A 26,511-nucleotide genomic window follows, 5' to 3' on the forward strand; every position below is an offset into this window, starting at 1 on the left:
GAGAGATGGCCACATGTGGCCGTGCGCCAAGGCATTAACCGTGCTGGAGCAATCCGCCGCCTGATCGCAAGGGAACTTGAAGCCGCCGAACGCGATGGCTGGGATGGGTAATCTTGTTCATAACGAACGGACCAAGCTGCGGGCAAACCTGCTGAATACCGCTGCGGGATCTTGCCTTTCGCTAGGTGTTCTATCTTCTTTGGCTGCGTCATTTTTTAATCTGACAGCCAACCGCGTTCCTACTCATATCGTTATCTTGGGAGTCGCTTTCTGGCTGGGAATGGCGTATTTTCTCCATCAGCGGGCACAAGCCGTTTTAGGAGGGCTTCGAGAATGACCTTTATGCAGTTCTTCGCCTTTATTGGCATGCCAATCATCATTGGCGTTCTTGGTTATGGTATTTCTAAAATGCCTATCAAGGATAATTGAGAGTTTATCATCCGTTCCAATCAATGGTTGATCGTATGATACCTGTTTATGATTAGGATAACAGACCCATAAAATTTGAGGTCCATGCAGAAATAAGGGTGTATTCAAGGTAATACCTAAACTCTGCCCGCTCACTTTCGTTTACCGTTCACATTTTACAGAAGTTAAACAAAAAATATTTCGTTTTTACTGAAGCTCCGAGCGGTTCTGGATCAAGATATATGTCCCGGATTTTTATACCAAAGTCATAGTGTACCGTTCGACAAGATAGATTTTTTCGGAAAAAACATTCGCAGTCGCATGTTACTGGCCGAAGACTCCTCCGAGGGACATGCCTCCCTCTTTAACGGAGCCCTTGACCATGAACCTCTCTCGCACAAGCATCCCCGACACGGGGCGATTGACGCGTCTCGTGACCAAACGGGTCGGATACAGCCAGCGTGCCGTCACGGCACTTGGCACATTGGCCGTCCCGATCCTCATTGCCAGCCATGCGCTGGCCCAATCCGCAACCGGCAGCGCAAACGGTATCGGGGCCCAGATGCAGGCCACCGCCCAGGAGGGGCTGACAGCGGGCGGCTTTGTCGCTGCAGCATGCATGTATGTCGCTGCCTTCATCTGCTTCATCGGCGGCGTATGGGCGGCCTGGCAGAGCCGCAACGAACAGAACCGTTCGCCCGGAAAGGTCGGTATGGCAATCGCCGGCATCGTGCTGTGCGGTCTTTTCGCAACGGGTCCGCAGTGGATCAACAAGGCTGCCAACACCGCGTCCGGTGGCTCGGCAACCGTTGGTACGCAGGCTCAAGCCTATCAGTTCACGAGCGGCGGCTAGGAACCCGATCGCAATGGCCCGTCTCACCCAGTCTTTCCGTCTGCTGCCGCGCCCATGGGATCCGTCAGCGCCAGGCGCCAGGGAGATGGGTGAGCCGGGCCTTTTCACATGTGCCTGCTGCGGCCTGATAACGCCTGGTCGCAGGTTTCCATGGCATGGTGACGGACCCGGGCCTGTCTGCGCCTTATGCAACATTCTGCAGGATCCGACCCGTCCGGCCATTGAACGCGAAGCCGTCCTAATATGGTGGCCGAAACTGCCGCAGGCCCGCATCATGACCCTGACCCGCTGCGCGCATCAAGCCCTCATCCAGACGCTCGGCAATGGGCCAAACGGACAGGATGTCGTCTGGCATCGTGCAATGGACACGATTGCGTCAGGGTCGGACACCGCGATGATGCCTGCGCAATGCAAAAGCGCTCTCGCTGTGCTCCGCGCTTTGCACGCGCGAACGACCGAAGCCCGGCGGCGGCTGGAGACAACCTCTCCCCGACTGCTGGCGACTGCCCTGCTGATGGCGAACCGGGCTGACCCGCAGATCAATGAAAGCGCGACCGCCCTAATGGACGGCATCCGGCTCTTCCCCCTGGGCCGTCTCTACAACGGCCCCACCGACATCTACCCGGCGCTCGTCAGGGAATGGCTTGATGCCGATCCCCAACCGGTCATGACATGACAGGATCATATCAATGGGCGGTATTCTTTCCAGTCTGCTGGCCGGCATCAGCCTCGGGCTGCGCCAGCCCCTTGCCTCATTCTGCGATGTGGAAAGTACGCACGGGGACCATCTCATCACCAAACGCGGTGAATATGTCTCCGTACTGCGCATCAATGGCCTGCGTCGCATGTGCACGCGGCAGGAAGTGGAAGCGCTCGCCGAGCAGCAGCGTATAGAATTGCAGGGTCTCCTTGAAGAACGTGGCCATGCCATCGTGGGATGGTATATTTCCGATCCCGAGCGCTCAGGTATCGAGATTGACCGCCTGAGCCTCAATGGTTGCCGGTCCATAGCCCGACAGATCGGAGCGGACCTTTCGGACGTCATCGAAGAGAGGCGCCGGCGCTGGCCAAACGTCATGCGCTGGGAAGCCACCTGTTACGTCCTGTGGACCCGGCCCAGCGTGCTGACACGTGAGGACCGCAAACAGGTGGCAGAGGAGCGCCGGACCCTTGCCTCCCAATTTCCCCGCGTGGGCAATACCCAACGTTTTGCCCTGCGCTCCGATATCATGGCGGCCCGCCATGAATCGTTCATTTCACGCGTCCAGGCTGCCCTGCAGGGGTTCGACATTTCCTGCGAATTCCTTGGTCCACATCAGGCATTGCAGGTCGCGCGCGAAGCGACCTATCGTGAAACGGCGGGCTCCGCCTGGAAACCGACCCTGCTGGGTGACCGGGTCATGCCACGGCTTCCCGACGATCTGGATGATCCGCAGCCACATCCGCAGGGCCTGCTCTGGCCGGCGATCCGGGACCAGATCTTCAATGCCGACGCCGAAACGAAAGGCGGGCAACTCGTGACCGTGGGGGATTATACATACGCCCCGGTCGACATGACGATTGGCCCAGAGGATCCGCGCCCGTTTTCCGAACTGTCCAGCGTACTCGGCCGCAAGAGACTGCCATGGCGCAGCGCCATGATCCTGGAGGGTGGTGGCCGCGCCGCCTTCGGCTTCAAGGAAGCCGGAGCCGGGTTTCTGGCGATGTTCCCCGGAAATAGCGACATTCGACGGGCGTTTGCCGCACTCAAGCTGGAGCGCCAGAAAAACAACCATAATTCCGTGCGGATGCGCATGACCGCCACAACCTGGGCTCCGGTTGGAGCAGAGGCGAAGCTGCGACGGCAGGCGTCGGACCTCTCTCAGGCAATTGATGCGTGGGGCAACAGCAAGACAACGCGGATCTCTGGCGATCCGCTGGAGGCGGCCATGGGTTCTGTCCCTGCCCTGGCGCTCGGTTCGACTGCGACCTCATCGCTCGCCCTTGTCGGTGACGCGTTCTCCATGATGCCGTGGGCACGCAGTGCATCACCGTGGCAGAGAGGATCCATTCTCTTCCGCAAACCCGATGGTTCAATCTGGCCCTACGATCCGACCGGGGGCGGGCTACGCCCATCCGTCGTAGACATTATCGTAGCCCCGCCTGGCGGCGGAAAATCCGTTCTGGCCAATACCATTCTTCTGGGCTTGATCCTCAGCAGCGCCGCGATCAGCAGCCACGGCACGAAGCTCCCCTATATCGGCAAGCTCGATATCGGGCCGTCCTCGCGCGGACTGATCGAGATGCTGCGCAACGCGCTTGGCCCCGAACGCCAGCACGAGGCGGTTTACGTCAAGATGCAGGCAATCCCGGGCTTCGAAGTCAATGTCTTCGATACCCAGGTCGGACTGGAATATCCCCTGCCACTCGAGCGCGTTTTCCTGCAGAATTTCATCTCGCTTCTTGCCACGCCGCTGGATGGCAGGCCGTGGGAGGGCATGGACCATCTGGTAGAGGACGTGATTGATGAAGCCTACCGCCTCTGTACCGGGGTGCAGGGGGGCACGCCCAAAATCTACACCCCAGGGATCGAGCCCGACGTCGATGCCGCAATAACATCGCTGGGTATCAGCCTGCCCCACCATGCGGGAGAGGACGATCCGACATGGTGGCGGGATGTCGTCGATGCCCTTGTCAATCTCAGGGAATACCGCCTTGCAGGTTTTGCCCAGCGCCATGCCGTACCGGTCCTGCAGGATCTGCTGATTGCGGCCCGCAGCCCGGAAATCGAAAAACGCTATTCCAAGATCACCCTGGAAACCGGTGAAAGCCTGATCGACACGTTTGATCGCTACATCATGAACGTGATCAAGAATTTTCCCATGCTGGCGTCCCCGACAAGGCTGGATATGGGGGACGCGCGCGTGATCGTCCTCGATCTTGCCGAGGTTGCACCATCCGGCTCTCCCGCGGCCAACCGCCAGACAGCGCTCATGTATATGCTTGGCCGCCATATCCTGGCCCGGAATTTCTTTCTCCATCCCGATTATGCCGACGACCCGCATATGCCCTCGTCCATGCGGGACTATCATCTCGCCCGCTTCACTGAGATGTATGAAACGACGAAGCGTGTCGACTTCGATGAGTGGCACCGTACCGAACCCGCACCCCAGGTAGACAAGCAGGCTGTCCGCGACGGCCGCGAGGGGCGTAAGCACAACGTCCAACTCGCCTTCATTTCACAGAACCATACCGATTTCAGCGAGGATCTCTACAAGATATCAACCGCCCGATGGGTCCTCAAATGCGGTGATCAGGAGACGGCAGACAGTCTTATCCGACGTTTCAAGCTGTCCGATGCCAGCGCCTATGTCATTCGCAACGCGCTGCCGGGTCCGGGAAAGAATGGTGCGCCGTTCTTCGTGGACATGTCGGCCGGAGAAGCAAAATATGAACAGCTTCTGGTGAACGTCCTGGGGCCAATCGAACTCTGGTCATTCTCGACGACGCCTGGCGACACGGCGCTCCGTTCGCGCCTTTACAAACGGATCCATTTTGCCCGCGCCCTGCGGATGCTCGCCACTGTATTTCCCTCGGGAACAGCAAACAGCGAGATCGAACGCAGAAAAAGCGAGCGCATGAATGTTTTCGGTCTCGCGACCGATGAAGCGTTTGCCGGCGTTCTGGATGAACTGGCGGATGAGATCGTGGAAGGTAGAGGCGTGGCCGCAGGATTGTATGAAACCCTGCGCGCCATTGATGAACAATCGGAACTCGAATTTACCATTGGGTAGAAGGTGACCGATATTTTCCTGATGGCCTCACATCCCGATCATTGCGGACACAATGATGTTGACCATGCTGTTCGATCAATAGCGCGGCGACGTCTGGCAGGGATAGATTCGACAAATTTATGTGTCGTATCTGGCATATTATACGATATTATCAGTCATATGTGACTATCAGATCGTTAGCGCGATCCCGATCTGATCGTTTATGAAGGCGGCTTCATAATGACGCGCCATCGCCCCGGAAACACCAACCTCTCGCAGAACAGGCCTCCACTCATCCGAAATTCGCCGCGCTGTCACACGGATCATCTGCCGGGCCTCAGCAGGGGTAATTTCGAAGAATTCACACGCCTCCAGTGCCAGACGGATGGACCGATCATGCGGACCGCCCTCCAGTATCGCCGTTTCCAGATGCGGGTTACGGTCGGGTGCTGGATTCACATCGAAAACGGGGGATAACCGCCAGTGTCCAGCGCCCACATAGAGAAATCCGTGATTTTTCAGATGATCGTCCTTATTTGACACGAGAATAGTATAAACCAGACGCAGGAAGAGTTCGCGGAACTCTGCCTGGGGATCGGCGGCATAGGTCCGGATAAAATCGACAATCTCCGTATAGGAACCCAGTTCCGTTCCGGTTTTCCCCAGAGCAGTCCTCGCCGAAATATAAGGAATCCGGCCAGCCCCACGCCGATCAAACCGCTGGATCAGAGCCACAGGAAACGGCGTTTCAGCCAGTTCCAGCCTGACCTCTGGCGTCCGGATTCCGCATGCTCTTGCCAGACGAAGCGTGGCAACTTCAATACGTTCTATTGGCCACTGGTCGTGAACCGAGGTAAATTTTGCAAGCCAGAGCACATCGCCGTCCCGAACATTGGCCTTCGGTCGCGCCCCACCCGAACCACCTGCACCAGCGAGCGCCTGCATATCCCTTTCGGATATGTCCTTGCCCTGTTCATATGCCCGCGCGATAGCCGTAATAGCGGCAAGATCGACCAGACGCGGTATGATGTCATCGGCGCCGCCACGAATGATTTCTCCGTTATCATCGGCGAAACGAAGCGCACCCTGCCGACATACGTCATCCGACAGTGTGAGATATTCAAACTCGGAAAGCCCATTACCGTAGGCACGCTCGAGAAGCCTGCGCCCCCAACTGTCGGGCGCAGCATCAGCAAAGACACCCGCAAGGGCATCGCGCACGTTCCCTGGCTGGCCAGCCGCATGAAACGGCCCAGAGCCAAGGGGAAAGGTTGGCTGGATGGCAAAGGCCCGAGAATTCTCGACCCAGGCCGGATCATAAGTGAAGGTCGAAAACTGCCGTGGACCTGCCTGCGTAAAACGCAGTTGACCCACGGGAGTCAGGCTGTTGCCAAGAACGACATGGGCGCTGAAATCAGGCATCAGAACGAAGCACCGTCCATATCAATAACATCCGCTCCCCCATGCGTGGCCTTATCCTTATCCTGCTGCCTGCGTAACGTGGTCGCAGAAGACCGGCCTCGACGAGGCTGACGTTCAGCAGCCAACGCCAGTCCCAGATCATCCTTGCGGATATCAATCAGGTCGGCCAACCGGTCCAGAAGACCAAGCACGACAAGCACGTCGGCCAGAGTGCCGATCCCCACACCCGGGTCTCCCTTTTCCAGGCGCGCGATGGAACTTGCTGACGTGCCGGCACGAGCGGCCAGGTCGGCTATCGCTATGCCGCGCCGCAGGCGCGCGCCACGAAGGTCACGCCCCAGTCGTTCAAGAGCCGCGCGGGATTTTGGTGAGCCCATTACTATCACTCATATTTGACGGATAATTTGCCTTATACCGTCATATATGGAATTCTGCAAACTCCAGCCTCTGCCCTTCACAACACGTTCCTGGCAGGAACTGGCACGTCGCGTAGAAAACGCTGGGCAGGCCGCCTGAATTCCACGGGCAGTTTCTGGTCGCGGGGCGATCATCACCCTATAAGTCTATTTTCCACCTTGAGGTCATGATGCCTGTGCCGCAAATCGATCCCTTCCACGCGCTGTCCATCAGCGCACTGGCACATGAACTGGCCGCGCAGGGGCGCAGCATCATTCATATGGAATTTGGCCAGCCTTCTACCGGCGCGCCAAGCGCGGCGATCGAACGCGCCCAGCACGTACTGGCGACCGACCCCATGGGCTATTGGGAAAGCCAGCCCCTGAAGGAACGGATCGCCTTGCACTATGACGAAACATATGGCGTTTCGCTCCAGCCTGAACAGATTATCCTGACCTGTGGCGCCTCACCCGCGCTGGTTCTGGCGCTCATGACCAGTTTTGTGCCCGGCGCGCATGTAGCCATGGCGCGACCGGGTTATGTGGCCTACCGCAATGTCGTGCGCTCGCTCCATATGAAACCGGTTGAAATTCCGTGTGGGGAAAAAGAACGCTTCCAGTTGACCCCCGACGGCATTGCCGCGCTTGAACCTGCTCCCGACGGGTTGATCCTGGCCAGTCCCGCCAACCCCACCGGTACCATCCTGTCTCCTGATGAAATACGGCGCATTGTTGACGTCTGTCGCGCGCACGGGATCTGCATCATATCGGATGAAATCTATCACGGCCTGAGTTTTGGCGAACGCGCGCACAGTATTCTGGAATATGATCCCGATGCGCTGGTGGTAAACAGTTTTTCCAAATACTTCAGCATGGCGCCGTGGCGGCTGGGGTGGCTGGTTGTCCCGCCAGCCAAGGTGGAAGCCGCCCGCGCGCGGATGGGTAATCTGTTCCTGCCGCCCGCCGCCCTCAGCCAGCACGCGGCCCTTGCCGCCTTCGATTGCCGCGATGAGCTTGAAGGGCATATGGAAACCTACCGGCGCAATCGTGACCTGCTGTTACGTGCCCTGCCCGAAATGGGGCTGCGCCATATCGCGCCACCAGATGGAGCGTTCTATATCTATGCCGATATCCGGCACCTGACGGATGACAGCATGGCGTTTTGCAAGCGCCTGTTGCTGGATACGGGTGTTACGACAGCACCGGGCATTGATTTCGACCCTCTAGACGGGAAATACTTCATCCGTTTCAGCTTTGCGGTAGCAACGGACCAGATTGAAGAAGCCATCCGCCGCATGGTCCCATGGTTTCGTCACCAAAAGGACCGCTTACCCGTCAATGCAGTGACTTAAAGGGGGATAGACGTCTGGAGCGCGTATAGCTGTGTTTCTGATCAGGAGACATGCGGATACGCACTTACCGCGACCCATTACTACGGACCATGCAGGTGGTTTCTTCCAACTTAATTTCTGCGGCACACGTCTTGATTATAGTCAGCCCCGGCTGCATGCCTTACCCAGATCAATACATTCATACCAAACCATTACCTGCCTGCGATATTACTACCTCAAGCCACTGCTGGAACTGAAATGCGAGGTGGCAAAACTATGCTTCAGCACGATCCCGTTACTCAACACAACAGTCAGCATCTTGCTTTTGTTATTTGATCTTTCTCCAAGCATGCCAAGCCCGACTACGTCCTGCGCTATTGAAAGACCATCCTCCCTGCCGGACGTAAAACTATAAATCCAGACCTCATAACCATCTTCATAGGTTTTCTGCCCCGGTTCACCGTAAATCTGACGCACCTGGGATGAAGTTGTCACACCATCATGAATATTCTGATCAACTTCCGCGATGGTTGTTTTTTTTATGGAAGCATCACCCGTGGACGAACAGGCACTCGTGCCTGCAATGATCGCCATCACGATGGCCGTTCTGATGATCTTCATCCTGCACTCTACCCTCTCGGCTACATATCATCGACATACCTCATTGTGTCCCATCGATACAGATTGTTCAGCGCACATCAGATGCTTGGTAGGACTGTCAGCAACATGGATGGCTGCCGGTGATCCCCTCACGTTCAGAGCCGAAAACAGAAAAGGGTTGCTCCTGTCCCACGCAATTCTGCGCGTCAATCCGGCGACAGCATACCCCAAAAGAGGACACGAATCTGCTCTCGGGGCCTACATGAAAGAAAAAGCAACGCAGCCAATTTTTGCTGTAGCAGTCGCAAGATGATCTTCGAAGCTTCTCCCATCATCCGGAGAAGCTCATGAAACATTCTCTGCTCATTTTTCTTTTGTCCATGGCGCTCAACGCCTGTGCGCAGAGCCTGTCGTCACCTTCTCCCATTGCGACGACCGGCATGGCCAATCCTGAACTGGCCTTGCAGCGGTCAATAGCAGAGACCACGACTGATCTTCGGGAACTTGGCAGCATCCGCCCGTCTCCGGTCGTTGCATCTACCAACCAACCCCCGCTCCCCGATGACCTGACCCGCCGAATCTGGTTCGTGTGGGACGGCCCGCTGGGCAAGGCCGTCGCAAAACTCGGCCAGGAGATTGGCTACAGCGTGACGGTCACCGGCCATCCCCGAGCAATGCGCGTCGCGACCAACAGCGTTGCCGCCGTGGTGGATATCCTTCGGACATTGGGCGATCAGGCCGGAGATCAGGCCATGGTCTCGGTAGACCCGCTTCACCACGCGATAACGGTGGCCTGGCATGCGTAAGATGGCGCTCTTTCTATCTTCGGCCATCGTCGTGACGGCCGCAGGCAGCCCGACCCATGCGGCATCTGTCTCCACGGGGAAGGTTGTCATTGAGGAGGGGCAGCACGTCCGGCTACCGACATCGTCTCCATCCCCGCCATCGGCCCGCAGCGGCACATTGGTCCCGGAGCCACAGCCGCCCCAGCCGGGTGCGGATCAGGTGGACGGGGCTGACCCCGCCCTTGCCAATCCCATCAATAAACCGGTGACAGGGGCCTCAACGCTCGACGAGGTGGTTGGCGGCGGAGCGCCCCCCTCTCTTGAGGCCCTTGAGAACACCCGCCCCAATGACGAGCCAGGCGATGACCTGAAACCCGGTCGAAGCACCCAGCTTCGGGAAGCCGCGCATATTTACGGCGCGCAAGGCGGTCTGGCCGCCCGGGCATTCGCAATCAACGAGATGCTGCGGCGCCACGAGGAGACACTCGACGCCACTTATGATTTCCGGTCGATCGTGCTTCCGATCGGGAGCGGCCAGACCCTCATGCAGCCCCCCATCGTCACCGAGGCACAGATGGCCTTTGCGCTCAATGACACCGGCCAGGTGGCGCACGAGACAGAATGTGTTTTCGAGATCACCCGGGAGGCACAACTGACATCCGCGCCCCCGGACTGGCGCACGTATCTCGTCCGGACATGGGGCAAACCGCATCACCCGGTAGCCGCGGCCCTGCCCCGCACAAAGGCGGAAGTGTCACACTGGAACCAGTGGGTGGCCGAAGGCTGGGCAGACGGGGAAAAGCAGGCGACCGAGATCTTCCTCTCCGACCTGTCGCGCCTGCAGCGCGACATTACCGGCATGGCCCGCTACCGGGTGCTGCTGAACGCTGGGCGCGTCGAAGAACCGCGCGTCGTGTTCGAGCACCAAGATACCGTGGGAGGAGGAGACACCCTCCACCTCAATGACCGCACGATCCGGATCGCGAGCCAGCCGGGGCTTCAAGGCCACGTCCGGCGCGGAAGCGATTACGGTTATCCGGAGCATTGCCGATGAATATCACCATCCCCGTCACGACCGACGAACGCTGGCCGGATGAAGGCAGGAAAGCGTTTGCCTGGGTCGAGGAGCGACGGCGTAACGCGCCAGGGCTGGACTCCCTCCTTCGCTGGGCGCATGGCCTCGGCGCCTCGCGCATCGACATCAAGACCGGCCATCCGGTCACGATCAAAGTGCACGGCGTGATCCGCTACGCCACATGTAAAGCGACGGACTCCCTTGCGCTGGCGGATATCGTCGGCCATGTCTATGCCTCTGACGGGATGGCCATGCTTGGTGTCGGCCATATCCTCGATACAGCCTACAGCGTGGCACTGGACCGCAAGGTCAATCTGCGTTTCCGGATCAATCTTTCACCCATTTCAGTCAAGCGGGGCAGTGGCGTCCACATCGTCATGCGTCCGATCCCCGCCCGCCCCGCAAGCCTTGACCAGCAGATGGTCGAGCAGGAAATCCGGGACACGAACAGGCTCAAAAGCGGCATGATCCTGTTTGGTGGGGCAACCGGTTCCGGAAAGACCACGTTGCAATTCGGGCTCGCCATCGAAAAACTCATGGACCCGACCGTGTATTGCGACATGGCAACCGGCGAGGAGCCCATCGAGTTCCTGCTGGACGACCTGCGTCCGCCTTCAGGCTCGCGGATCAGCCAGACGGAGATCCGCCCCCCCACCCTGACTTTTCCCACGTTCACCCGCAGCCTGACACGCCGCGAGATGAGCGATGGCATCATCACGGAATGTCGGGACGGCGAGACCATGAATGCAGCCATCAATATCGCCATGATGGGCGGTATTCTGGGCACGACGCTGCATGCAGACAGCGTCTCCCTCATGATCCAGCGCGCGATCGCGCTCTGTCCCCCCTTGGAACGTGACAACCTGGTCTCGGCCCTCGCTCAGGCGCTCCGGTTCTGCATCAACCAGCGCCTTGTGCCCCGAAAGGACGGCGGGCGTGTTGCGATCCGCGAATTCCTCACCTTCGATCGTGATCTGCGCCGCAAGCTGACCCGGACCGAGCCAACAGACTGGCCGGACGTCGTGGCCGACGCGGTCGAGGCGCAGGGCCAGTCCTTCGGCAGAGCCATCCGCAAACTGCTTGATGCCGATCTGATCACCGAAGACACCGCTCTGGCGGAAGAAAGGAGAGACGCGTGATGTGGCGTGCAACGGCCTATCCTGTCCGGGTTTTCATTCTCGACGCCCGCAGCTGCTTTCCCATTCTCATCTCCGTGACACACTGGAGCCTCACCACCCTGCTGATCGGGGTCTTCGGCGTGGTGTTTTTCGGGACGATCTCGTTTTTCGGGCTGACGCTGCCAGCCGCGATACGCTCCATGCGACGCTTCCTCATCGGGCCGGTCCGCACCGCCCTGCCGACATGGCAAAGGAGGCGGTTCTCATGAGCGCGATCGATCTGGCGGCGATCAGTGCCGCGCAGACACGGCTTCTGGCCGAAATCGGCAAGCCGATTGAACTGCTGGACCGTGGCACCGGAAAACGGGTGGTCGTATCACCAGCTGACGCGGCACACCCTGAAGCCTATCTGCCCATTTTCCTGATCAGTGCCGAAACCCTGTGGCTGGAACTGACGGGAACGGGCTTTGCCCTTGATGTCAGCAGGACGCCCGACAGCGCGCTCGGCTATGCCGTCCGCAAGGTGCGCGCCGGTTCATTTACGGTCGTGATGTTATGTCTGATCGATGTCACGATGAGGCTTGCGGAGATGGACGACGCGCTGGTCCTCAATCATCTGATCGACTTCTGGGGCGAAGCCCATGGCCGGATTGCCGATGTCGCGCCGACCTTGCAGGGGGCGACATGATCCCCCGCCTCGCTCTGGCGGCACTCGGGGCGTTTCCCCTTTTTGTCGCCAGCACGACCGCCCGCGCCACGAGCATCGAAGAAAACGGCCACCAGATTGCAGCCTGTCTGGAGGCTTCGGCAAAAATCTCCAGTGTGCCCCGTGGCGTGCTGCTCGTCCTCCTCTATGTCGAGGCCGGCCGCCCCGGAATGGTCAGCCCGAACGGTAACGGCACGGCGGATCTCGGGCCGATGCAGGTCAACACGACATGGGTCGATCGCATCGCGAGGCGATGGCACAGCACGCCCGCGCAAACATATGCAGCGCTGCGCGACAGTTCGTGTGCCAATATCGAGGCAGGCGCCTGGATCCTTGGTCAGGCGATGCACGAAGCACACGGCGACCTCTGGCAGGCCGTGGCATTCTATCACTCTCATACCCCACGCCATGGCAATGCCTATCTCCGGCGTTTCTACGACATCGCCCTCACGATGATGGCCAGAAACCGCAGGGGCGATCGCTCATGAGCACGAGCCGCGTCCCATGGTCATCCAGCGATGACTATCTGCTCTTTTCCTCGATCATCATCATCATCGGGATCCTGCTGTTCAGCTACATGGCCTGGAGCCTGTGGCACACGCAGATCTCGGCCTTCTATCTGCGGGCCATGCTGGGGCAGATCAACCTGCTGCATACGTCCGATCCCGACCTGATGCGCCTGCGGTTCCAGTTGCAGGCCGCACAATATCGACCGGACCTAGTGCGGGCGATCCAGCTTTATTATGGGCTTGCGATCCTGGGCAATGCCCTGAAATGGCCGGTGGCCATCGTGATTGCGCTCCTGGGCGGGTTATGCATGTGGCGTGCTGCCCCCGGCCGTTTTGCAAAAGCGCTCGATCTGGAAGGTCTGATTGCGGTCCAGGCAGAAATGTTTCCGACACTGAGAGGCTTCGTCCGACGCCGACTGGACAGGCTTGTAACGCCCACGGATGGCATCCCCCTGCCCGCGGACCCGGCCCTGACACGTGCCGAATGGGGCGCGCGCTTCGCTGTCGATGCACAAGACCGCTACAGTGAAACCGGCGCGCTCGAAGCGTTCACGCGCCAGCTGGGCCGCCACTGGTCCAGCATCCACGCCGCATCCCCTGTCGAACAGGTGCTTCTCGTTGCCTTTGCGATGCACTACCTCCAGAGGCGCCGGGACGCCCTCGCGCTCCTTGGTGAACTCTCTGCCAGTCTGGCGGACGCTGGCCTTGGTGGTCCGCAAGGTCCGCTGGCGCCGCTTACGGTGCCAGAGTCCGTTGTGCGAAGCGCCCGCTCTGCCCTGCAGGACAAGGAAATCACAAACTGTATCGATACGGTCTGCGAGCGCAGCGGATGGAGCGTGACCGCGCTCATGACCCTGCTGCACGAGGCCCGGCGTCAGGCGGGCGTACTGGCACCCTCCTCATTCGCCATCGTGAAGCTTATCGACCGATCATTGTGGTACGCGCTGCACTCACTCGGCTTTCCTGCTGAAATCCCGGCCGAAGACCTTCATCCCAATCCCCGCATCGAGGCCGCTGGCGCGCGTGCGCACTGGAGCGAAGAACGACGCTACCAGCGTCCGATCTACATCCCTGCGGTTGAGAACGCGCTCGCCATCCTGCGCCCGATGCCCGAAGCACAAGGATTTTCCCATGACCCGTATCATTCTCCACGCTGATGGCCGGGCGCCCATCACCGTTGAACTCGACGGGACAGGCTTACAGCCCCTCCATCTCCATCTCCATCTCGGATCTGATTTCGGGCAGACAAAGACAAGCGATGCGGCACCGACTGTACCAGAAACGGCAGCAGCACGACGCGGGCGCCTGAAAAAGGCATTGCCCGCGCTCATCGCCGGGGGGCTGGCCGCCATCCTGATCATCGGCACACGTCAGGCCATGGTTTCCGACCGCGCTGTTCCCGACACGGGGCCCGCTGGCATGCTACGACCGCCTGCAATTCTACCCCCACTCTCCGGCTCGCCCATGACGGACGAAGGCGCGCCAGGGGTCAGCTCAACCTATGTCCCGGGCGCACGCATGCCGGTCGACGGGAATGTGGTCGGCAATCCCGACGGTCACCCGGCGAGCGCGGAAATCGATGCCGCACGACGCATCATGACGCAGCGGCCCGTCGTCACTTATCCGCAACCCCCAGGTAGCGCGCAGACAGCGCCGACGGCGCCGGTTTCCCCCACGGCACCAACCGCGCCCGTGGCGCCCATGATCGACACGGGAAAATCTCCTTTCGGGCTGGAAGACTGAAGCATGGTGAAGCGCGAGATTGGCGGACCGCAGGTCCACCAGCAACTGAAACACGGCTCCACCTATCGCGACACGCGTCCCTTCACGGTCCGGATCGCCGAAGAGCTGCAATCCAGCAGTTCCGGGTTCGCCCTGATGATTCTGGCAGGGCTCAGCGTGCTGGCTCCCGCGATCGTCGGGATCACCTTTCCCCTCGCCCTCTGCCTGACGCTCTGGGTCATGACCCGCCAGCCCGTGCTGCCTTTTCATCTGCCCAGGTATTGCGGACTGAAAGACAAACACGATCTTGATCCCAAAACCCGTCGGCCGCGGGCGGCGGCAGGCATCATATATCTTGGAACGGACGGACTGACCGGCCAGCAACTCTGGCTTTCATCCGACGCGGGGCGCCAGCACGCCGCCGTGCCCGGCACAACGGGTGCAGGCAAAACGACATCCGCCATCTCCCTGCTGGCCAATCCTCTCGCGCACGGATCCGGGTTCATCCTGATCGACGGCAAGGGTGACAACACGGTCCACGGCGATGTGCTGGCGCTCGCCCGCCGCTTCGGGCTGGACGACCAGGTTCTCAATCTCAACTTTCTGACCGCAAGCGGCATCCGCCAGTCCAATACGTTCAATCCGTTTGCAACCGGCAATGCCGACGCCATCCGTGAAATGCTGGTCAGCCAGCTTGGTGAGCCGTCCAGCAACGACGCCAACGGCGTCTTTCGGGACCGTGCCGTCGGCCTTGCCGGCACGATCGCCCCCGTGCTGACCTGGATGCGCGACACCCACGGCGTGCCGATCAACATCGAGACCATGCGCTACGCCATGGAACTGCGCTGGATCGGCACGCTGGCCCGGCATCGCGTATTCCTGATCCGCAATCCCGGCTCCGATCACCCCATCGAGATCAGCGTTCCCGAAATTCCCGATGATATCCTCTATCCGGCCCAGGCCTATCTGGGCGAACTGCCGGGGTATGATTCCTCGTTGGCGTGGAATGAGCAGAAAGAAAACAAACCGAGCGAGCAGCATGGCTACGCCAAGATGTATTTCACCCGGGTCTTCACGCAGCTTGGTGTCAGTCTCGGGCACATCTTCCGCGCCCAGATCCCTGATATCGACATGCGCGATGTGGTGCTGAACCGCCGCATTCTCGTCGTCACGCTGCCCGCGCTGGAGAATTCCTCGGATACGCTGGCCGGACTGGGCAAGATCGTGGTTGCTGCCGGTCGCGGCGTCATGGCCCAGCTTCTTGGCGCCCGCCTTGACGGCCCCGCCGAGCAGGTCTTCAAGCTCAAGGCAGGCAGCGGCGACGCGCCGTTCCATTTTTTCTACGACGAACTCTCCGCCTACGTCACGGACGGCATGGACCGGCAGCTGGCCATGGGACGCGGCCTGAACTGCATGTTCTGGCTGGGGTTTCAGGATCTTCCGGGTCTCACGACACGCATCGGCGACAAAGCCTTTACCCTGCTCGGCAACGCCAACCTCACCCACGCCATGCGCCTGCAGGATGCCATGCGCACACGCGAGTGGATCGAAAAGCAGTCCGATCGGATCGAGGTCAGTCAGGCCACGCATTTTGAAGGCAACTCCGCGGGAAGTTACCGGGAAGGACGGGGTGCCGAAGTCCGGGAAGTCGCCCGTATCCCCTGGGCAGACCTTCAGTCACTCATCGAGGGCGAGGCCATAACGATGTATGCCGGTCGCATCGTCCATTCGAAGACGTTCTTTGCCGCCGTCAATGGGCGGTCAGGCGCGATCCGCATGGCCCAGCCGGTCATGCTTGCAGCGCCGCTGGACCTGAATCGGGTGCCCCCGGACCAGCAGCTGCTTGCCCTCCTCGCGACGATCGAAGGCGGTCTGTTTCAGTCTGAACTGACCACCGTACACGACGAGCCGGATGTTCGCGCACTCGAGGAAGCAGTCGACCGCCTCGGTTCAGGTTCTCAAGACATCCTGCGCAATTTTGCACAGATTGGTGCAGCAGTCGCCGCCGCACCACGCCGGGTTGCGACCGCCAATGACGATGAAGAGAATGAGCATGCAGCCGGAACAGACATGCTGACACCATTTTCCTATATGCTGCGTGACGCTGCCTCCATCCCGAAACCCGGTTTTCGGACACCGCCCCGCACCATACCTCCCATCGACGGTCACCTGCTTGGACGCCTGGAGGCTATTGAACGCCGCGTGGACCGGCAGCCTGGTGTAGCCCGGCGTCAGGCACTGCTTATGTTGGGTGTCAGGGACGCGATGACAAAAGGCGCATCGAAGGAGGGCGCTGCCAGCACCGGGATGACCGAGAAGGAAATCCTCGCCCAGATCAGGATATTGCGAGAAAAAACCTCGGCATGACCGGCACGATCATCATCCTTCCCGGCGGGGAAAGGTTCCAGCTCGAATGGCGCCGGACCGACCCGGAGCGATGGGAACGCCGCCTGAAGGCAAAATATGATGAGAGCCGGAGCGCGGAGCGTTCTGACAAGGCGCGATGCCTATGCCAGCATCGCGGCGCCGTACTACCTCTACAGATCCGTTACCGGGCGGACAGTCACAGTTATCACCTCGCCGTCTGGCCAAATGAAGGGCCGCTGCATGAAAAGACATGCTCGTTCTACAAGCCTGATCCGGAGAAAAGTGGGCGCGCCAGCTATGTAAATAGCGTAATTCGCGAGGGTGAGGATGGGGATGTCGCTGTGACCCTGTCGATCGGCCTGCGCCGCAAGGGACCACCCCGGCCAGTCGATGACACGCCGCTGCCTGCTTCAGATCGGCCCGGACAGGCGCGACAGCGCCGGATGACGCCTCTCGGGCTGCTCCATCTCCTGTGGGAGCGGGCGGGGCTGACCGAATGGCGGCCACAATTCGCCGGACACCGCACACCGACGGTCGCCCTGGGCCGGATCGCCTCTGCCGGAACCCGGATCCGGGCGCAGGGCCGACTGATCTCCGATCTTCTATGCCCTGTTGCCCCAGGGCATGAAAAGTTCGGACGGCGTCTCCATGCCGTTGTCAGGACAGAAGGACAGGAAAACCATCTGTTCCTGATCGGGTTCGTGGAGGCTCTGGAACCAGATCCCAGGGGCAATTTCACGATGGCCCTGAGCGGTCAGCGCAACGGTTACCGCTGCTTTCTGACAGTGCCTGCTGCCGAGAGGAACCGTCTTGTCCGGTCGCACCAACTGGCGGCAGCCACGCTCGCCCTGCCCGAAGCGGCGCGGCAGGCACATGTTGTGGCGTTGCTCTATGTGACGGCACGAAACATCGGAACGCCCAATAGCCGATGGAAGGGCTGGATCCAGGCGGAAGTCAGGACCGGTGCCCTGATGACCGTCTCTCGCAGCATGCTTCCTTTCGAAAGCAGCCATGAACTGGCGGTAGCCGATGCCCTCGTGGCAGCGGGACGCGCATTCGAAAAACCACTACGTTTCGACGCAGAACGGGATCTCGTTTTTCCCGACTTCATCCTGCAGGACACCGCGCGGAGTGACGGATATCCAATGGAAGTTTTCGGTCGCACGGACGAGGCCTACACTGCCAGACGAGCCGGGAAGGAAAACTACTACACCATGACTTTCGGCGCAGGCGGATGGTGGTCATGGGATGCGACAACGGGAAGCCGGATTCCAGCCTTCCCGCCCGCCAGAAAAGGAGCGATGCTGAGCTGATCACGTCAGACAATGCCTTTCATCCGGCTTGATGGGGCTCCAGACCTTGTCGACGCCACCGAACCCAGCCGGGACCATATCAACGGACACGAGGAGCAAACAGGCTGATCATGCGGCGCTTCAGTGAATGAGAATTATTGATCACAAAGACGAAGTGACGAACGCATACGCGGGGCCACGGCTGTCCATATATATTTTTTTACACAAGGCACCGTTTATATGCGATTTTAAGCATCAATAAACGGTTTTGGACAACTCGGCAGGAATCTAACTCCAATGGCGGACCCGATTGGCGGCACGTGGCTCGCACTGAAATATGATGCAGAGCCATTCGGTGGACTGGCTGTCAAAAGCCAGCTTGGAAGTCGCCGGTCGAGCAGTCATCATAATTTATACAGCATCGAGACATATCCCGAAAACATGCGTCCGGCTGACACGGCGGCCGCGCATCTGCAGTTTCATCTGCGACACGAACCCACCAGCCTGGAGTTGCTGGCGCGCGTCTTTGCGAAGACCGGACCAGGTTTTGTCCAGGAGTGGATAAACAGTGCACCGACCGGACAATATGCCAGACGGGCGTCATTTCTCTTTGAGTTCGTCACCGGACAAACGCTCGTGCCGCCAGTCGACCTCGGCGGCAACTACGTCTTCGCACTGGACGCATCTTTTCAGGTAACAGCTTCTCCGGACAAAACGAGCAACGTCAGCAGATGGCGCGTCCGTGACAACATGCCCGGGAACCGCTTTTTTTGCCCCTTTATCCCGCTTTCCAGTCAACTCAAGACGGCTGCGGAGATGGACGTATCTGCCGGTTACGGTGAACTGGTGCAGGAGTTCGGCGAGAGCATGCTTGCCCGGGCCGCAGTGTGGCTGACAAATCGTGAAAGCAAGGCAAGTTTCACCATTGAAGGCGAGGAGCATCAACTTGACCGGATCCAGCGCTTCAGCCACGTACTCGCCACGAGAACCGGGCAAGGGACAGTCCCCCTGACAGAGACTGACCTTGCCGAATTGCAACGCAACATCCTCGGTGACGTCACAATAACCGAGCATTTTGGCTTGCGACTGTCTCCGGTATTCGTTGGAGAATACACGATGAGGTACGAGAATGTTGTTCACTACCTCGCGCCTCCCGCACAAGACGTAGCGGATATGCTTGAGGGATTAAAAATTTTCCTCGACAGGACTGAAGAACAGTCTCCTGTCATGCGTAGCGCCGTGGCAGCCTTCGGGTTCGTCTACATCCATCCTCTTTCTGACGGGAACGGCCGTGTCCACCGGTTCCTGATAAACGACGTTCTCAGGCGGGACGGCGTCATCCCCGACCAGATCATCCTTCCCATCTCAGCTACGATCATTGGAGACCCGACGAGCAGGCGAAACTACGACCAGATTCTGGACAGGGTTTCAAAACCCCTGATGCGACAGATCACGGATCATGTCTCTTTCGATCGTGACATGAAGACCTATCCTGATGGGATAAAATCCAATCTCGACTTCTCGAACCCTGATCTGGCGAGACCGGCCTGGCGCTATATCAATTTCGCCCCCCACGTTATCTATCTCAGCGCAGCACTGGAGATGACCATCAAGCACCACATGAAAGAGGAAGCCATATATCTCCGGTCACACCATAATGCCCGGCAGGCACTCAAGGAGCTTGTTGAAATGCCGGATATGGATGCCGACCGCATCATCAGGTCATTACGGAATACTCGTTTCATACCCAGCGGCAAGATTCAGAAAGAATATCCCATGATCGAAAAATTCAGGCTTTGGAGCGCCATCTCTGAGGCGCTGAGGCGTTCATTCTCTGAATGACTACACGTGGACCGCCCGTGACAAGAAGAAAGTTGTCCGTCACCAGACATGGGATCTGCAAAAGGATTATCCGAGCGGAAAAGGCAGGCTGCCCTCGTGAGAGCACAACTTTGTAGTCATCGCTTATGGATTTTCACTGAGAACTGAATTCTTCCGCGAGGTGCATAACGCAAGGGCTTAGGATCGCGATCCGCAACCTGGATTGTATAAAAGGCATCTTTCGTCGGGATTTATCGACGTCACGCCCCGAACTGGATCATGGTCCGGTCAAACAGGAACATCCACTGTCGACACCCTACAGCGTAGCGAAGAAGTTCTGCCTTCGCATATTGCTGCGTTCCTGAGCCAAGAGATCGCCGCGCCGCCCGGTCCGGCGGCGCGTTCCCCTTTTAGTGGATGGCCTTCTTTCTACCCCGGCGACGTCCTTGCGGCCTGTCAGACAATGCAGGTTCTGTCGCGCCCTCATCACCAGATTTGGTGGCAGTGGACATTATATCCCGCCCCAGCCCAATCTCTCTTGCAAGTTCCGATCGGCGTGCTGTGTAATTGGGGGCGACCATCGGGTAATGAGACGGAAGTCCCCATTTCCGCCGATATTCTTCAGGCGTCATGCCATAGGATGCCTGCAGATGCCGTTTGAGCATTTTCAGCTTTTTCCCATCTTCAAGACATATGATATAATCCGGAAATACGGACCGCTTGATGGGAACGGCAGGTATCTGTTCTTTTACGCCCGAAGCAGTCGGGACGGACAATGAATTGTAAACAGTCCCAATCAGCCTGATAAGTTCGTCCGGCGATATTTTATTTTCCGATACATAAGCAGTTATGATTTCCACGGTCAGCGCCAGCTGTCTTTGTTGTTCTTCGGGCATTGTCCATCACCTCAACAGACGAAAAAAACTCTGGCCCTGTATATAACACCGCTACTGGGAATAGTCCTCGACGTTTTCGAGGATTTGGCAGATTGCAAAACAGGTATGCTCTTGAGCAAATATCCAATAGGATCCTTCGCCTGCTCATCTGTATTTTATCTGACCGTCAACACTTCTTTCTTTATACAGCAATCCTATTACCCGTTTCCCGCCCAGCATCAAGACGCCATATCTGCGATACGAAATTATCTGGAGCCGGTGTCAGCAGAACACTCAGACACAGCTTCCTCCTCGGTCCAGGAAGGTCTTGAGGCGTGAACATGCCCGGAAGCTTCAGTCGCGCCAATAATGCGCAGCAGACTTTCAGGGATCGGTTCACGCACAACATCATTGAACCGCGCACGCAATTCGTTCTTCAACCAACAGTCGAACGGATCAGGATCTCCCCGGAAAGACACATCGTCCATCATTGGCCTGTTATCTGCTGCTCCCCGCCTGCCTAACGGTACGCATCCGACTTCGTTGCGCAAATGACCAAAGCGTGCGTCAGATCTGAGACGTTGTCGCGGTATGGCACACTGTCAGCGGGATCCAGATACGGGTGAGAACAGCAGAAAGCCGGACCGCTCTAGCTGGCGGCGCCTGGCGACGCAGATGGCACAGGGGGACGCCTGCCCAGCACCTGAGCGGCCCGTTGGTTCCGAAGCGTCTGCTCTGCACCCGTCATGACCGCTGGTGCGTTCCTGATCATGACCTCCAGTCTGGCGTCGATCTCGGCCAGACGCGCCTTATGCAAGCGCTCGGCCTGCCGCGCCTGAGTTTCCAGAATAATCTCCCTTCCGTATGGGCGACCTGACTTCATCAGTGTCTCCTGCGTGCGTCCAAGCGCGATCAGTTCGCGGATCCTCGCATCCCGGGCCTTGCGGGTTCGGGCAACCAGATCCGTGCCCAATGATTTATAGGGTTTATGCGCCATTTTCTTTGCCACGTGGTTCCACAGATCGTCACTGGTGATGGGCGTGGTATCCCCGAGCGGCCTCTGGTTCCGGACCGCCTCAAACGTCGCGCCATCGGAGATCATGGTCCATGTGGTTCCACGCGCCCGGCTTTCCGCGACGTATGAGGTAAATCCCGTCGCCAGTTCGACGCCTCGCGGCAGGGCATTGATATGCTCATCGGAAGTAAGCCCCTGTGCCGCATCAATCGTCATGGCATGTCCGAACCCGAGCAGTACCCGACCAGTCTTCACATCACGAAACCGCCGCCATTCGACATCGGCAACAAGCCCGTCCTTCGTGCGAACGCGAAGCCCCGCATCGCCATGGGCCAGAACCTCCACCACATCACCGTTATTTCCGACTGTGGCGCCCTTTCCATCCACACTGCCCCATGTCCGACGATACAGCCGAAGCCGGTCGCCCATAGCGATCGCAAGATCATAGGTTTCGCCGCGCTGATCAATAGCCTGCACGGTGATTTCATGCGTCGAGATCTCGCCGCGCTCCTGCAGGATTGTACGGACTGCCCGACTCAGATCGGCAGCATCCTGATTGGTCAGTGCCGACATGCTGATCGTCTTGGTCCGACCACGCCGCAGGCCGGCACCCTCGGCGGCCAGGGCATCGCGACGCGTCACATACAGCCGGGCAATATCCTGCAGGACTTCCTCATGGTCGCCGCCGACCAGACGGATCGTTCCATCCGCCCGTTTCATATCAATCGCGTCCCGGACTTCCTTCAGATGGAACCTGTTACGGACGTCGTCATCATTTTCCTCGTCGGTATGCGCGTTGGCCGCAGCCCCCTTGAACTCGTGGGATTCCAGATCGCTCTCTTCCGGCTCTGCGCCACGAAACAGATCAGCAATCTGGCGATTTCTTGCAGATACCTGCCGGACACTGGACAGAAGCTCAGGCATATCTTCCGGATCCAGGACCCGGCGCAGCATCTCGATGGCGTCCCCTGCCTCGATATTCTGCGCCTGCTCGTGGTCACCCAGCGCCTTGATCGTGCAACCGGTATCGCGCTGCAACTGTAACAGGCGAAGCATCTGGCGCGGGCCGACCTGACCGACCTCGTCAATCACCAGCACCGTATTCTGGTCCACATCAACGTCACCGCGCTCCAGCCGCGCCAAAAAGGGCAGCATCGCGCTTGTGTCAAAGATGCCGGCCTCACGTAATGCGTCCGCCTGGCGCCAGGCATTGGCAATCCCGATAACCCTGCGACCATTCGTGTCATAACGCGTATCATGTTTCCACGCATCAACCAGCGGAGACAGCAGGGCCGTCTTCCCGGAACCCGCGACGCCGGTGAGCATGGAGAGCGCACCGCCCCGGCCAAGAGCGTAGATCGCAGCCTTCTGGGTCTTTCCATGCTCGCTTGCGAAGTCGAGGGGTGATCGTCCGATCGCTTCCGTGATCTGGCGGTCCGACAGCGCCCCGCTCCGGTCTCCTGAAGCACGAGCCGCCTGAATCGCGAGGTCCTCCTCAATGGCGATCTGCGCGGAATTCGTCACCCTCAGCCTGTCGCCACGCATCTCCTGAATCAGCGAGACCCGTTCCCCGCCGAGTTCAAGACCACGCTGTTCAATAAGGGCCACGACATGATCAATGTCCTTCACGCCACCCTCGATGCCGGTGCCGATCAGGCCCCGGGCCGCATACGTTCTGAGCTTGTCGTGATCGATCACGGCGGCTGTTTCAAACTCCCTCGCGAGATGGCGCGCAGCGAAACGGTAGGCAATATCGTATCGTTGTTCCCTGGCGCCCACGGGCGCTACTGGCGTGCCAAGCAGACTTTTTTTCTCCCAGCCAAGACGCCTGGCCTGCTCGTGCCATATCTCATGGTCACTCGTACCTTTGTCCTTGTCGAGCCGGGCTGCCAGGCCGGCCATGGACAGGATGCGGCGCTTGCGTTCGATCGGCATATGCGCCCAGTCCGCTCCTTCCGCCGCGGCATACTCCTTGGCCGCCCTGATGACGTTGCGTCGTCCCTTGCTGAAGAAATCCGATATATCCTGCGGCACGGCCGAGATGACCGTCGCCTGTTCACTCGCATCGTATTGCTGGGCGATGCCGATCCGGCGCAGTTCATCGGCGAGCTGTGCCTGGAAATATGCTCCAAATTCGTGAACGCGCGATCGCAGCCGCTTCGTGTCGAGTGAACCCACATGTCCCTCTTCCGTAACCACGACATTGAACAGGGCATTATGGATATGGGCATGGGGATCGCCGCCTGCTGGCGTATCGATCAGATAGGTCTGACCTGTCCCCGCGTCACGCGCCTCGACCGTCGGGCGCGCGGTATCATGCCGGAATGACACCCAGGCGACCTCGCCCGGGTTGGCACCGTCTTCGCCCCCATGACCGCGCCGCGCGAAGCCGATTTCCCGCGCGACATAGAGCATGGTGGCGTCGTTTGCCCGATCAATGGCGTGCCAGATGGCTGCCCTCTCGGCCTCGGTCGGCGCAAACTCGGCCGCAAGCGTAACTGATTTGTGTGGCGCCAGGGTCAGATCATAGGCACTGATCTTGCGGGCATTCCTTGACCAGTCATCGCCATTATCGGCCCTCTTTGCTTCAAACAGGCGATTGAGTTGCGCGTTCTTAGGTGGTGTCTTCGGATCAATGCCAAGAGCCGCTGCAATCTCGGGTCGCATGTCCGGTCGCCACGAGGCCCGCCCATCGCGACCGGTGTAATAGCTGGTCAGTCGGCCACCATCCGCGTCGGGCACTTTTCCGGGCCGGGTACGGAAATCGTGCTCTGGCTCTGGCAGCTCCTGCGTGAAATAGGCAGTGATCAGGCGACCACTACTCTCAGCCGAGATTTTCCGGAACGTCATCATCAGACACCCGTTCCGTCCTTTTCCTCGGGTCGAGAGGTGAGGGGCGCCCGGCCCTCCTGAATATCGAGGGTTCTGCAGGTTGTGGCGTCAATATGCCTGAGAACAGGGCCCTGCGCGGCGACAAGTGTCACCAGTCGGCCGAGGATCTCATCAAGTGTCGGACCATCAGATTCCTTCGGGGCGAGAATTTCAATGATCAGGGACAGCTTGTCTTCGATCATTCGAAGCCGTTCCCGGATATCGTCGTCCCAACTTGCGGTCGTGTTAGGTTTTCCGACTGACTCGCTCATCATCGTCACCCCCCCGTGTCAGAAACACGGGAAGCGTGACGCGGAATCATGCAACCGTTCAGACCTTCTTCTGGTTAGCCCCGGTGAGCTGGTCCTTGACCGCCTTGGCCGGCGCAAAAACCAGCTTGCGCGAGGCCGGAATCTGCATCTCAGCACCGGTCGCCGGATTGCGACCCATGCGGGCAGCGGTATGCCGGACGGTAAACTTGCCAAAGCCAGGCAGCGATACCTCATCGCCGACCTCTGCAGCCTGAACGATAGAGGCCAGGACGGTCTCAAGAGCGGTCTTCGCATCGGCCTTCGTGCCGCCCGTGGCTTCGGCGATACGGTCAATCAGATCGGTACTTTTCATCAACGCTGTCTCTTTCAATTAAGGTGACACGGAAAGATCGAATCACAACCGTGGCGGCTTTATGATTTCTCTCGGGTAGGCACGATGACGCTGCGGGACAGGTCCACCCCGATGCGAATGGCGTCATCAAGCTGGCGACCGATACCACTCTGCAAGACGGCGGAGCAATACATCGCCCCGTCGATTTTGCAGCATACGCTCCAGACCGACCCGATCAGGTTCATGGCGTGAACCAGCCCCTCCACGTCGTGACGATCCAGATCGCGAATGAACTGATGAGGATCAACCTCCTCAATGTATGGCTCCTGTCCCGGCATCACAAAAACCATGTGAGGACCAGGCCGCGAAAGACGCCTGAGAAGATCCATCTGACTGCTGGTGACTGTAAGTTGCACGGCACTTCCGGGGCATCCGCCGGGGATATAGGCACCGGTTCGACTGATCTGTGGCATCACCTCTCCGGTAATCCAGCGCCGAACCCGTTTGGCAACAGGCTTTCGAGAAATGAACGTCAGGTGATTGGCTCCGCTTTCACTGACGAAGAGCTGTTCCTGCGTCCCGCCTGCCGTCACCACGCCAATACGGCAATATTCATCATCATCAAGCCGTTTGACCGTCGCAGAAGGATTGCTGAGGCCCAATATGGAGCAAATCTCCCGCGCCGAGATCCATCGCCTTCCGGTGACTTCCTGAACTGAGATCCGGGTGTCTTCAAATGTCAGATAGTCTCGTTCGCTTTTATGCAGAATAGGTTGAACCGGATCACTGACCGGCTTCCTGACTCGCGGCCTGTTAGGGATGGTATCTCGCATCTCATATCTCCCCTTTTCCTAAGGAGATTGTGCGCGGGGAACATGCGACCTCTTGTTAAAATGGGCTCAGCGGCATCCGGAAGGGTCTAAGCATTGCTTATACCCTTTCCAACTCCCCCGCTCCTGGCGGCGAAGCCGCCCGCACCAACGGTGCAATG

24 protein-coding genes are annotated in these 26,511 nt (G+C 59.1%); 15 read left to right on the forward strand and 9 right to left on the reverse strand.

What is annotated here, in order from left to right; genetic code table 11:
- The first annotated feature begins 790 nt into the window (after positions 1-790).
- From QEG70_RS14220 to QEG70_RS14230, 3 genes are all read left to right on the forward strand, one after another.
- Positions 791-1,261, forward strand: a complete 471-nt coding sequence (locus QEG70_RS14220) for a hypothetical protein (RefSeq protein ID WP_025811676.1) — start codon at positions 791-793, stop codon at positions 1,259-1,261.
- A 274-nt stretch (positions 1,262-1,535) separates the two neighbouring features.
- Entirely contained in the window at positions 1,536-1,937 is a 402-nt protein-coding gene (locus QEG70_RS14225) for a hypothetical protein (RefSeq protein WP_308721267.1), read from the forward strand.
- Positions 1,938-1,950: 13 nt separating this feature from the next.
- A complete protein-coding gene (locus QEG70_RS14230) occupies positions 1,951-5,034 on the forward strand; it encodes an ATP-binding protein (protein ID WP_308721268.1) in 3,084 nt (1,027 codons plus the stop codon).
- Between the two features lie 168 nt (positions 5,035-5,202).
- On the opposite strand, the gene QEG70_RS14235 is transcribed toward QEG70_RS14230, so the two are convergent.
- Complete coding sequence (locus QEG70_RS14235) at positions 5,203-6,435, reverse strand: type II toxin-antitoxin system HipA family toxin (protein WP_019087396.1); 1,233 nt, start codon at positions 6,433-6,435, stop codon at positions 5,203-5,205.
- Positions 6,435-6,812 carry a helix-turn-helix domain-containing protein gene (locus QEG70_RS14240; protein WP_019087395.1) on the reverse strand — a complete coding sequence of 126 codons (378 nt, stop codon included), beginning with the start codon at positions 6,810-6,812 and terminating at the stop codon, positions 6,435-6,437. Before QEG70_RS14240 ends, QEG70_RS14235 begins: the two co-directional genes overlap by 1 nt.
- A 209-nt stretch (positions 6,813-7,021) precedes the next feature.
- Between QEG70_RS14240 and QEG70_RS14245 the strand changes: the two genes are divergently transcribed.
- Positions 7,022-8,182 carry a pyridoxal phosphate-dependent aminotransferase gene (locus QEG70_RS14245; RefSeq protein ID WP_048852326.1) on the forward strand — a complete coding sequence of 387 codons (1,161 nt, stop codon included), beginning with the start codon at positions 7,022-7,024 and terminating at the stop codon, positions 8,180-8,182.
- Positions 8,183-8,392: 210 nt separating this feature from the next.
- Here QEG70_RS14245 and QEG70_RS14250 read toward each other — a convergent pair whose 3' ends face one another.
- Entirely contained in the window at positions 8,393-8,782 is a 390-nt protein-coding gene (locus QEG70_RS14250; protein WP_007396668.1) for a hypothetical protein, read from the reverse strand.
- Positions 8,783-9,108: 326 nt separating this feature from the next.
- Between QEG70_RS14250 and QEG70_RS14255 the strand changes: the two genes are divergently transcribed.
- From QEG70_RS14255 to QEG70_RS14305, 11 genes are all read left to right on the forward strand, one after another.
- Entirely contained in the window at positions 9,109-9,567 is a 459-nt protein-coding gene (locus QEG70_RS14255) for a DotD/TraH family lipoprotein (RefSeq protein ID WP_048852667.1), read from the forward strand.
- Positions 9,560-10,600: a type IV secretory system conjugative DNA transfer family protein gene (locus tag QEG70_RS14260; protein WP_308721269.1), complete on the forward strand. Its 1,041-nt coding sequence runs from the start codon at positions 9,560-9,562 to the stop codon at positions 10,598-10,600. Before QEG70_RS14255 ends, QEG70_RS14260 begins: the two co-directional genes overlap by 8 nt.
- Entirely contained in the window at positions 10,597-11,760 is a 1,164-nt protein-coding gene (locus QEG70_RS14265; protein WP_048851935.1) for a type IV pilus twitching motility protein PilT, read from the forward strand. The genes QEG70_RS14260 and QEG70_RS14265 overlap by 4 nt, the downstream gene beginning before the upstream one ends.
- A complete protein-coding gene (gene icmT, locus QEG70_RS14270) occupies positions 11,760-12,008 on the forward strand; it encodes an IcmT/TraK family protein (protein ID WP_010511855.1) in 249 nt (82 codons plus the stop codon). Before QEG70_RS14265 ends, icmT begins: the two co-directional genes overlap by 1 nt.
- Positions 12,005-12,427 carry a hypothetical protein gene (locus tag QEG70_RS14275; RefSeq protein ID WP_010511856.1) on the forward strand — a complete coding sequence of 141 codons (423 nt, stop codon included), beginning with the start codon at positions 12,005-12,007 and terminating at the stop codon, positions 12,425-12,427. Before icmT ends, QEG70_RS14275 begins: the two co-directional genes overlap by 4 nt.
- On the forward strand, positions 12,424-12,933 hold the full coding sequence (locus QEG70_RS14280; protein ID WP_308721270.1) for a lytic transglycosylase domain-containing protein: 510 nt from the start codon (positions 12,424-12,426) through the stop codon (positions 12,931-12,933). Before QEG70_RS14275 ends, QEG70_RS14280 begins: the two co-directional genes overlap by 4 nt.
- Positions 12,930-14,111 (forward strand): secretion/conjugation apparatus DotM-related subunit, encoded by a 1,182-nt coding sequence (locus QEG70_RS14285; RefSeq protein ID WP_308721271.1) that lies wholly within the window; start codon positions 12,930-12,932, stop codon positions 14,109-14,111. Before QEG70_RS14280 ends, QEG70_RS14285 begins: the two co-directional genes overlap by 4 nt.
- Positions 14,086-14,697, forward strand: coding sequence for a hypothetical protein (locus QEG70_RS14290; protein ID WP_308721272.1), 612 nt, complete (start codon positions 14,086-14,088; stop codon positions 14,695-14,697). Before QEG70_RS14285 ends, QEG70_RS14290 begins: the two co-directional genes overlap by 26 nt.
- 3 nt (positions 14,698-14,700) lie before the next feature.
- The gene (locus QEG70_RS14295; protein WP_308721273.1) at positions 14,701-17,043 is read left to right on the forward strand and encodes a type IV secretory system conjugative DNA transfer family protein; all 2,343 of its coding nucleotides are present in this window, start codon (positions 14,701-14,703) and stop codon (positions 17,041-17,043) included.
- Positions 17,040-18,356 carry a DUF1173 family protein gene (locus tag QEG70_RS14300; protein WP_308721274.1) on the forward strand — a complete coding sequence of 439 codons (1,317 nt, stop codon included), beginning with the start codon at positions 17,040-17,042 and terminating at the stop codon, positions 18,354-18,356. Before QEG70_RS14295 ends, QEG70_RS14300 begins: the two co-directional genes overlap by 4 nt.
- 276 nt (positions 18,357-18,632) lie before the next feature.
- Positions 18,633-20,177 carry a Fic family protein gene (locus tag QEG70_RS14305; RefSeq protein WP_308721275.1) on the forward strand — a complete coding sequence of 515 codons (1,545 nt, stop codon included), beginning with the start codon at positions 18,633-18,635 and terminating at the stop codon, positions 20,175-20,177.
- A gap of 389 nt (positions 20,178-20,566) precedes the next feature.
- Here QEG70_RS14305 and QEG70_RS14310 read toward each other — a convergent pair whose 3' ends face one another.
- The 6 genes from QEG70_RS14310 to QEG70_RS14335 form a co-directional block, all read right to left on the reverse strand.
- The gene (locus QEG70_RS14310) at positions 20,567-21,052 is read right to left on the reverse strand and encodes a Ros/MucR family transcriptional regulator (RefSeq protein WP_082086051.1); all 486 of its coding nucleotides are present in this window, start codon (positions 21,050-21,052) and stop codon (positions 20,567-20,569) included.
- 245 nt (positions 21,053-21,297) lie between these two features.
- Positions 21,298-21,522: a hypothetical protein gene (locus QEG70_RS14315; protein ID WP_159264303.1), complete on the reverse strand. Its 225-nt coding sequence runs from the start codon at positions 21,520-21,522 to the stop codon at positions 21,298-21,300.
- 158 nt (positions 21,523-21,680) lie between these two features.
- Positions 21,681-24,899 (reverse strand): MobF family relaxase, encoded by a 3,219-nt coding sequence (gene mobF, locus QEG70_RS14320; protein WP_308721276.1) that lies wholly within the window; start codon positions 24,897-24,899, stop codon positions 21,681-21,683.
- Complete coding sequence (locus QEG70_RS14325) at positions 24,899-25,120, reverse strand: hypothetical protein (protein ID WP_374762613.1); 222 nt, start codon at positions 25,118-25,120, stop codon at positions 24,899-24,901. Before QEG70_RS14325 ends, mobF begins: the two co-directional genes overlap by 1 nt.
- Before the next feature lie 127 nt (positions 25,121-25,247).
- On the reverse strand, positions 25,248-25,541 hold the full coding sequence (locus tag QEG70_RS14330; protein WP_048851686.1) for an HU family DNA-binding protein: 294 nt from the start codon (positions 25,539-25,541) through the stop codon (positions 25,248-25,250).
- A gap of 59 nt (positions 25,542-25,600) precedes the next feature.
- A complete protein-coding gene (locus QEG70_RS14335) occupies positions 25,601-26,353 on the reverse strand; it encodes a BRO-N domain-containing protein (protein ID WP_048851687.1) in 753 nt (250 codons plus the stop codon).
- Positions 26,354-26,511: the final 158 nt, after the last annotated feature.

Origin of the sequence: Komagataeibacter xylinus (genome assembly GCF_031081985.1) — a bacterium.
Classification (GTDB): domain Bacteria; phylum Pseudomonadota; class Alphaproteobacteria; order Acetobacterales; family Acetobacteraceae; genus Komagataeibacter; species Komagataeibacter xylinus_E.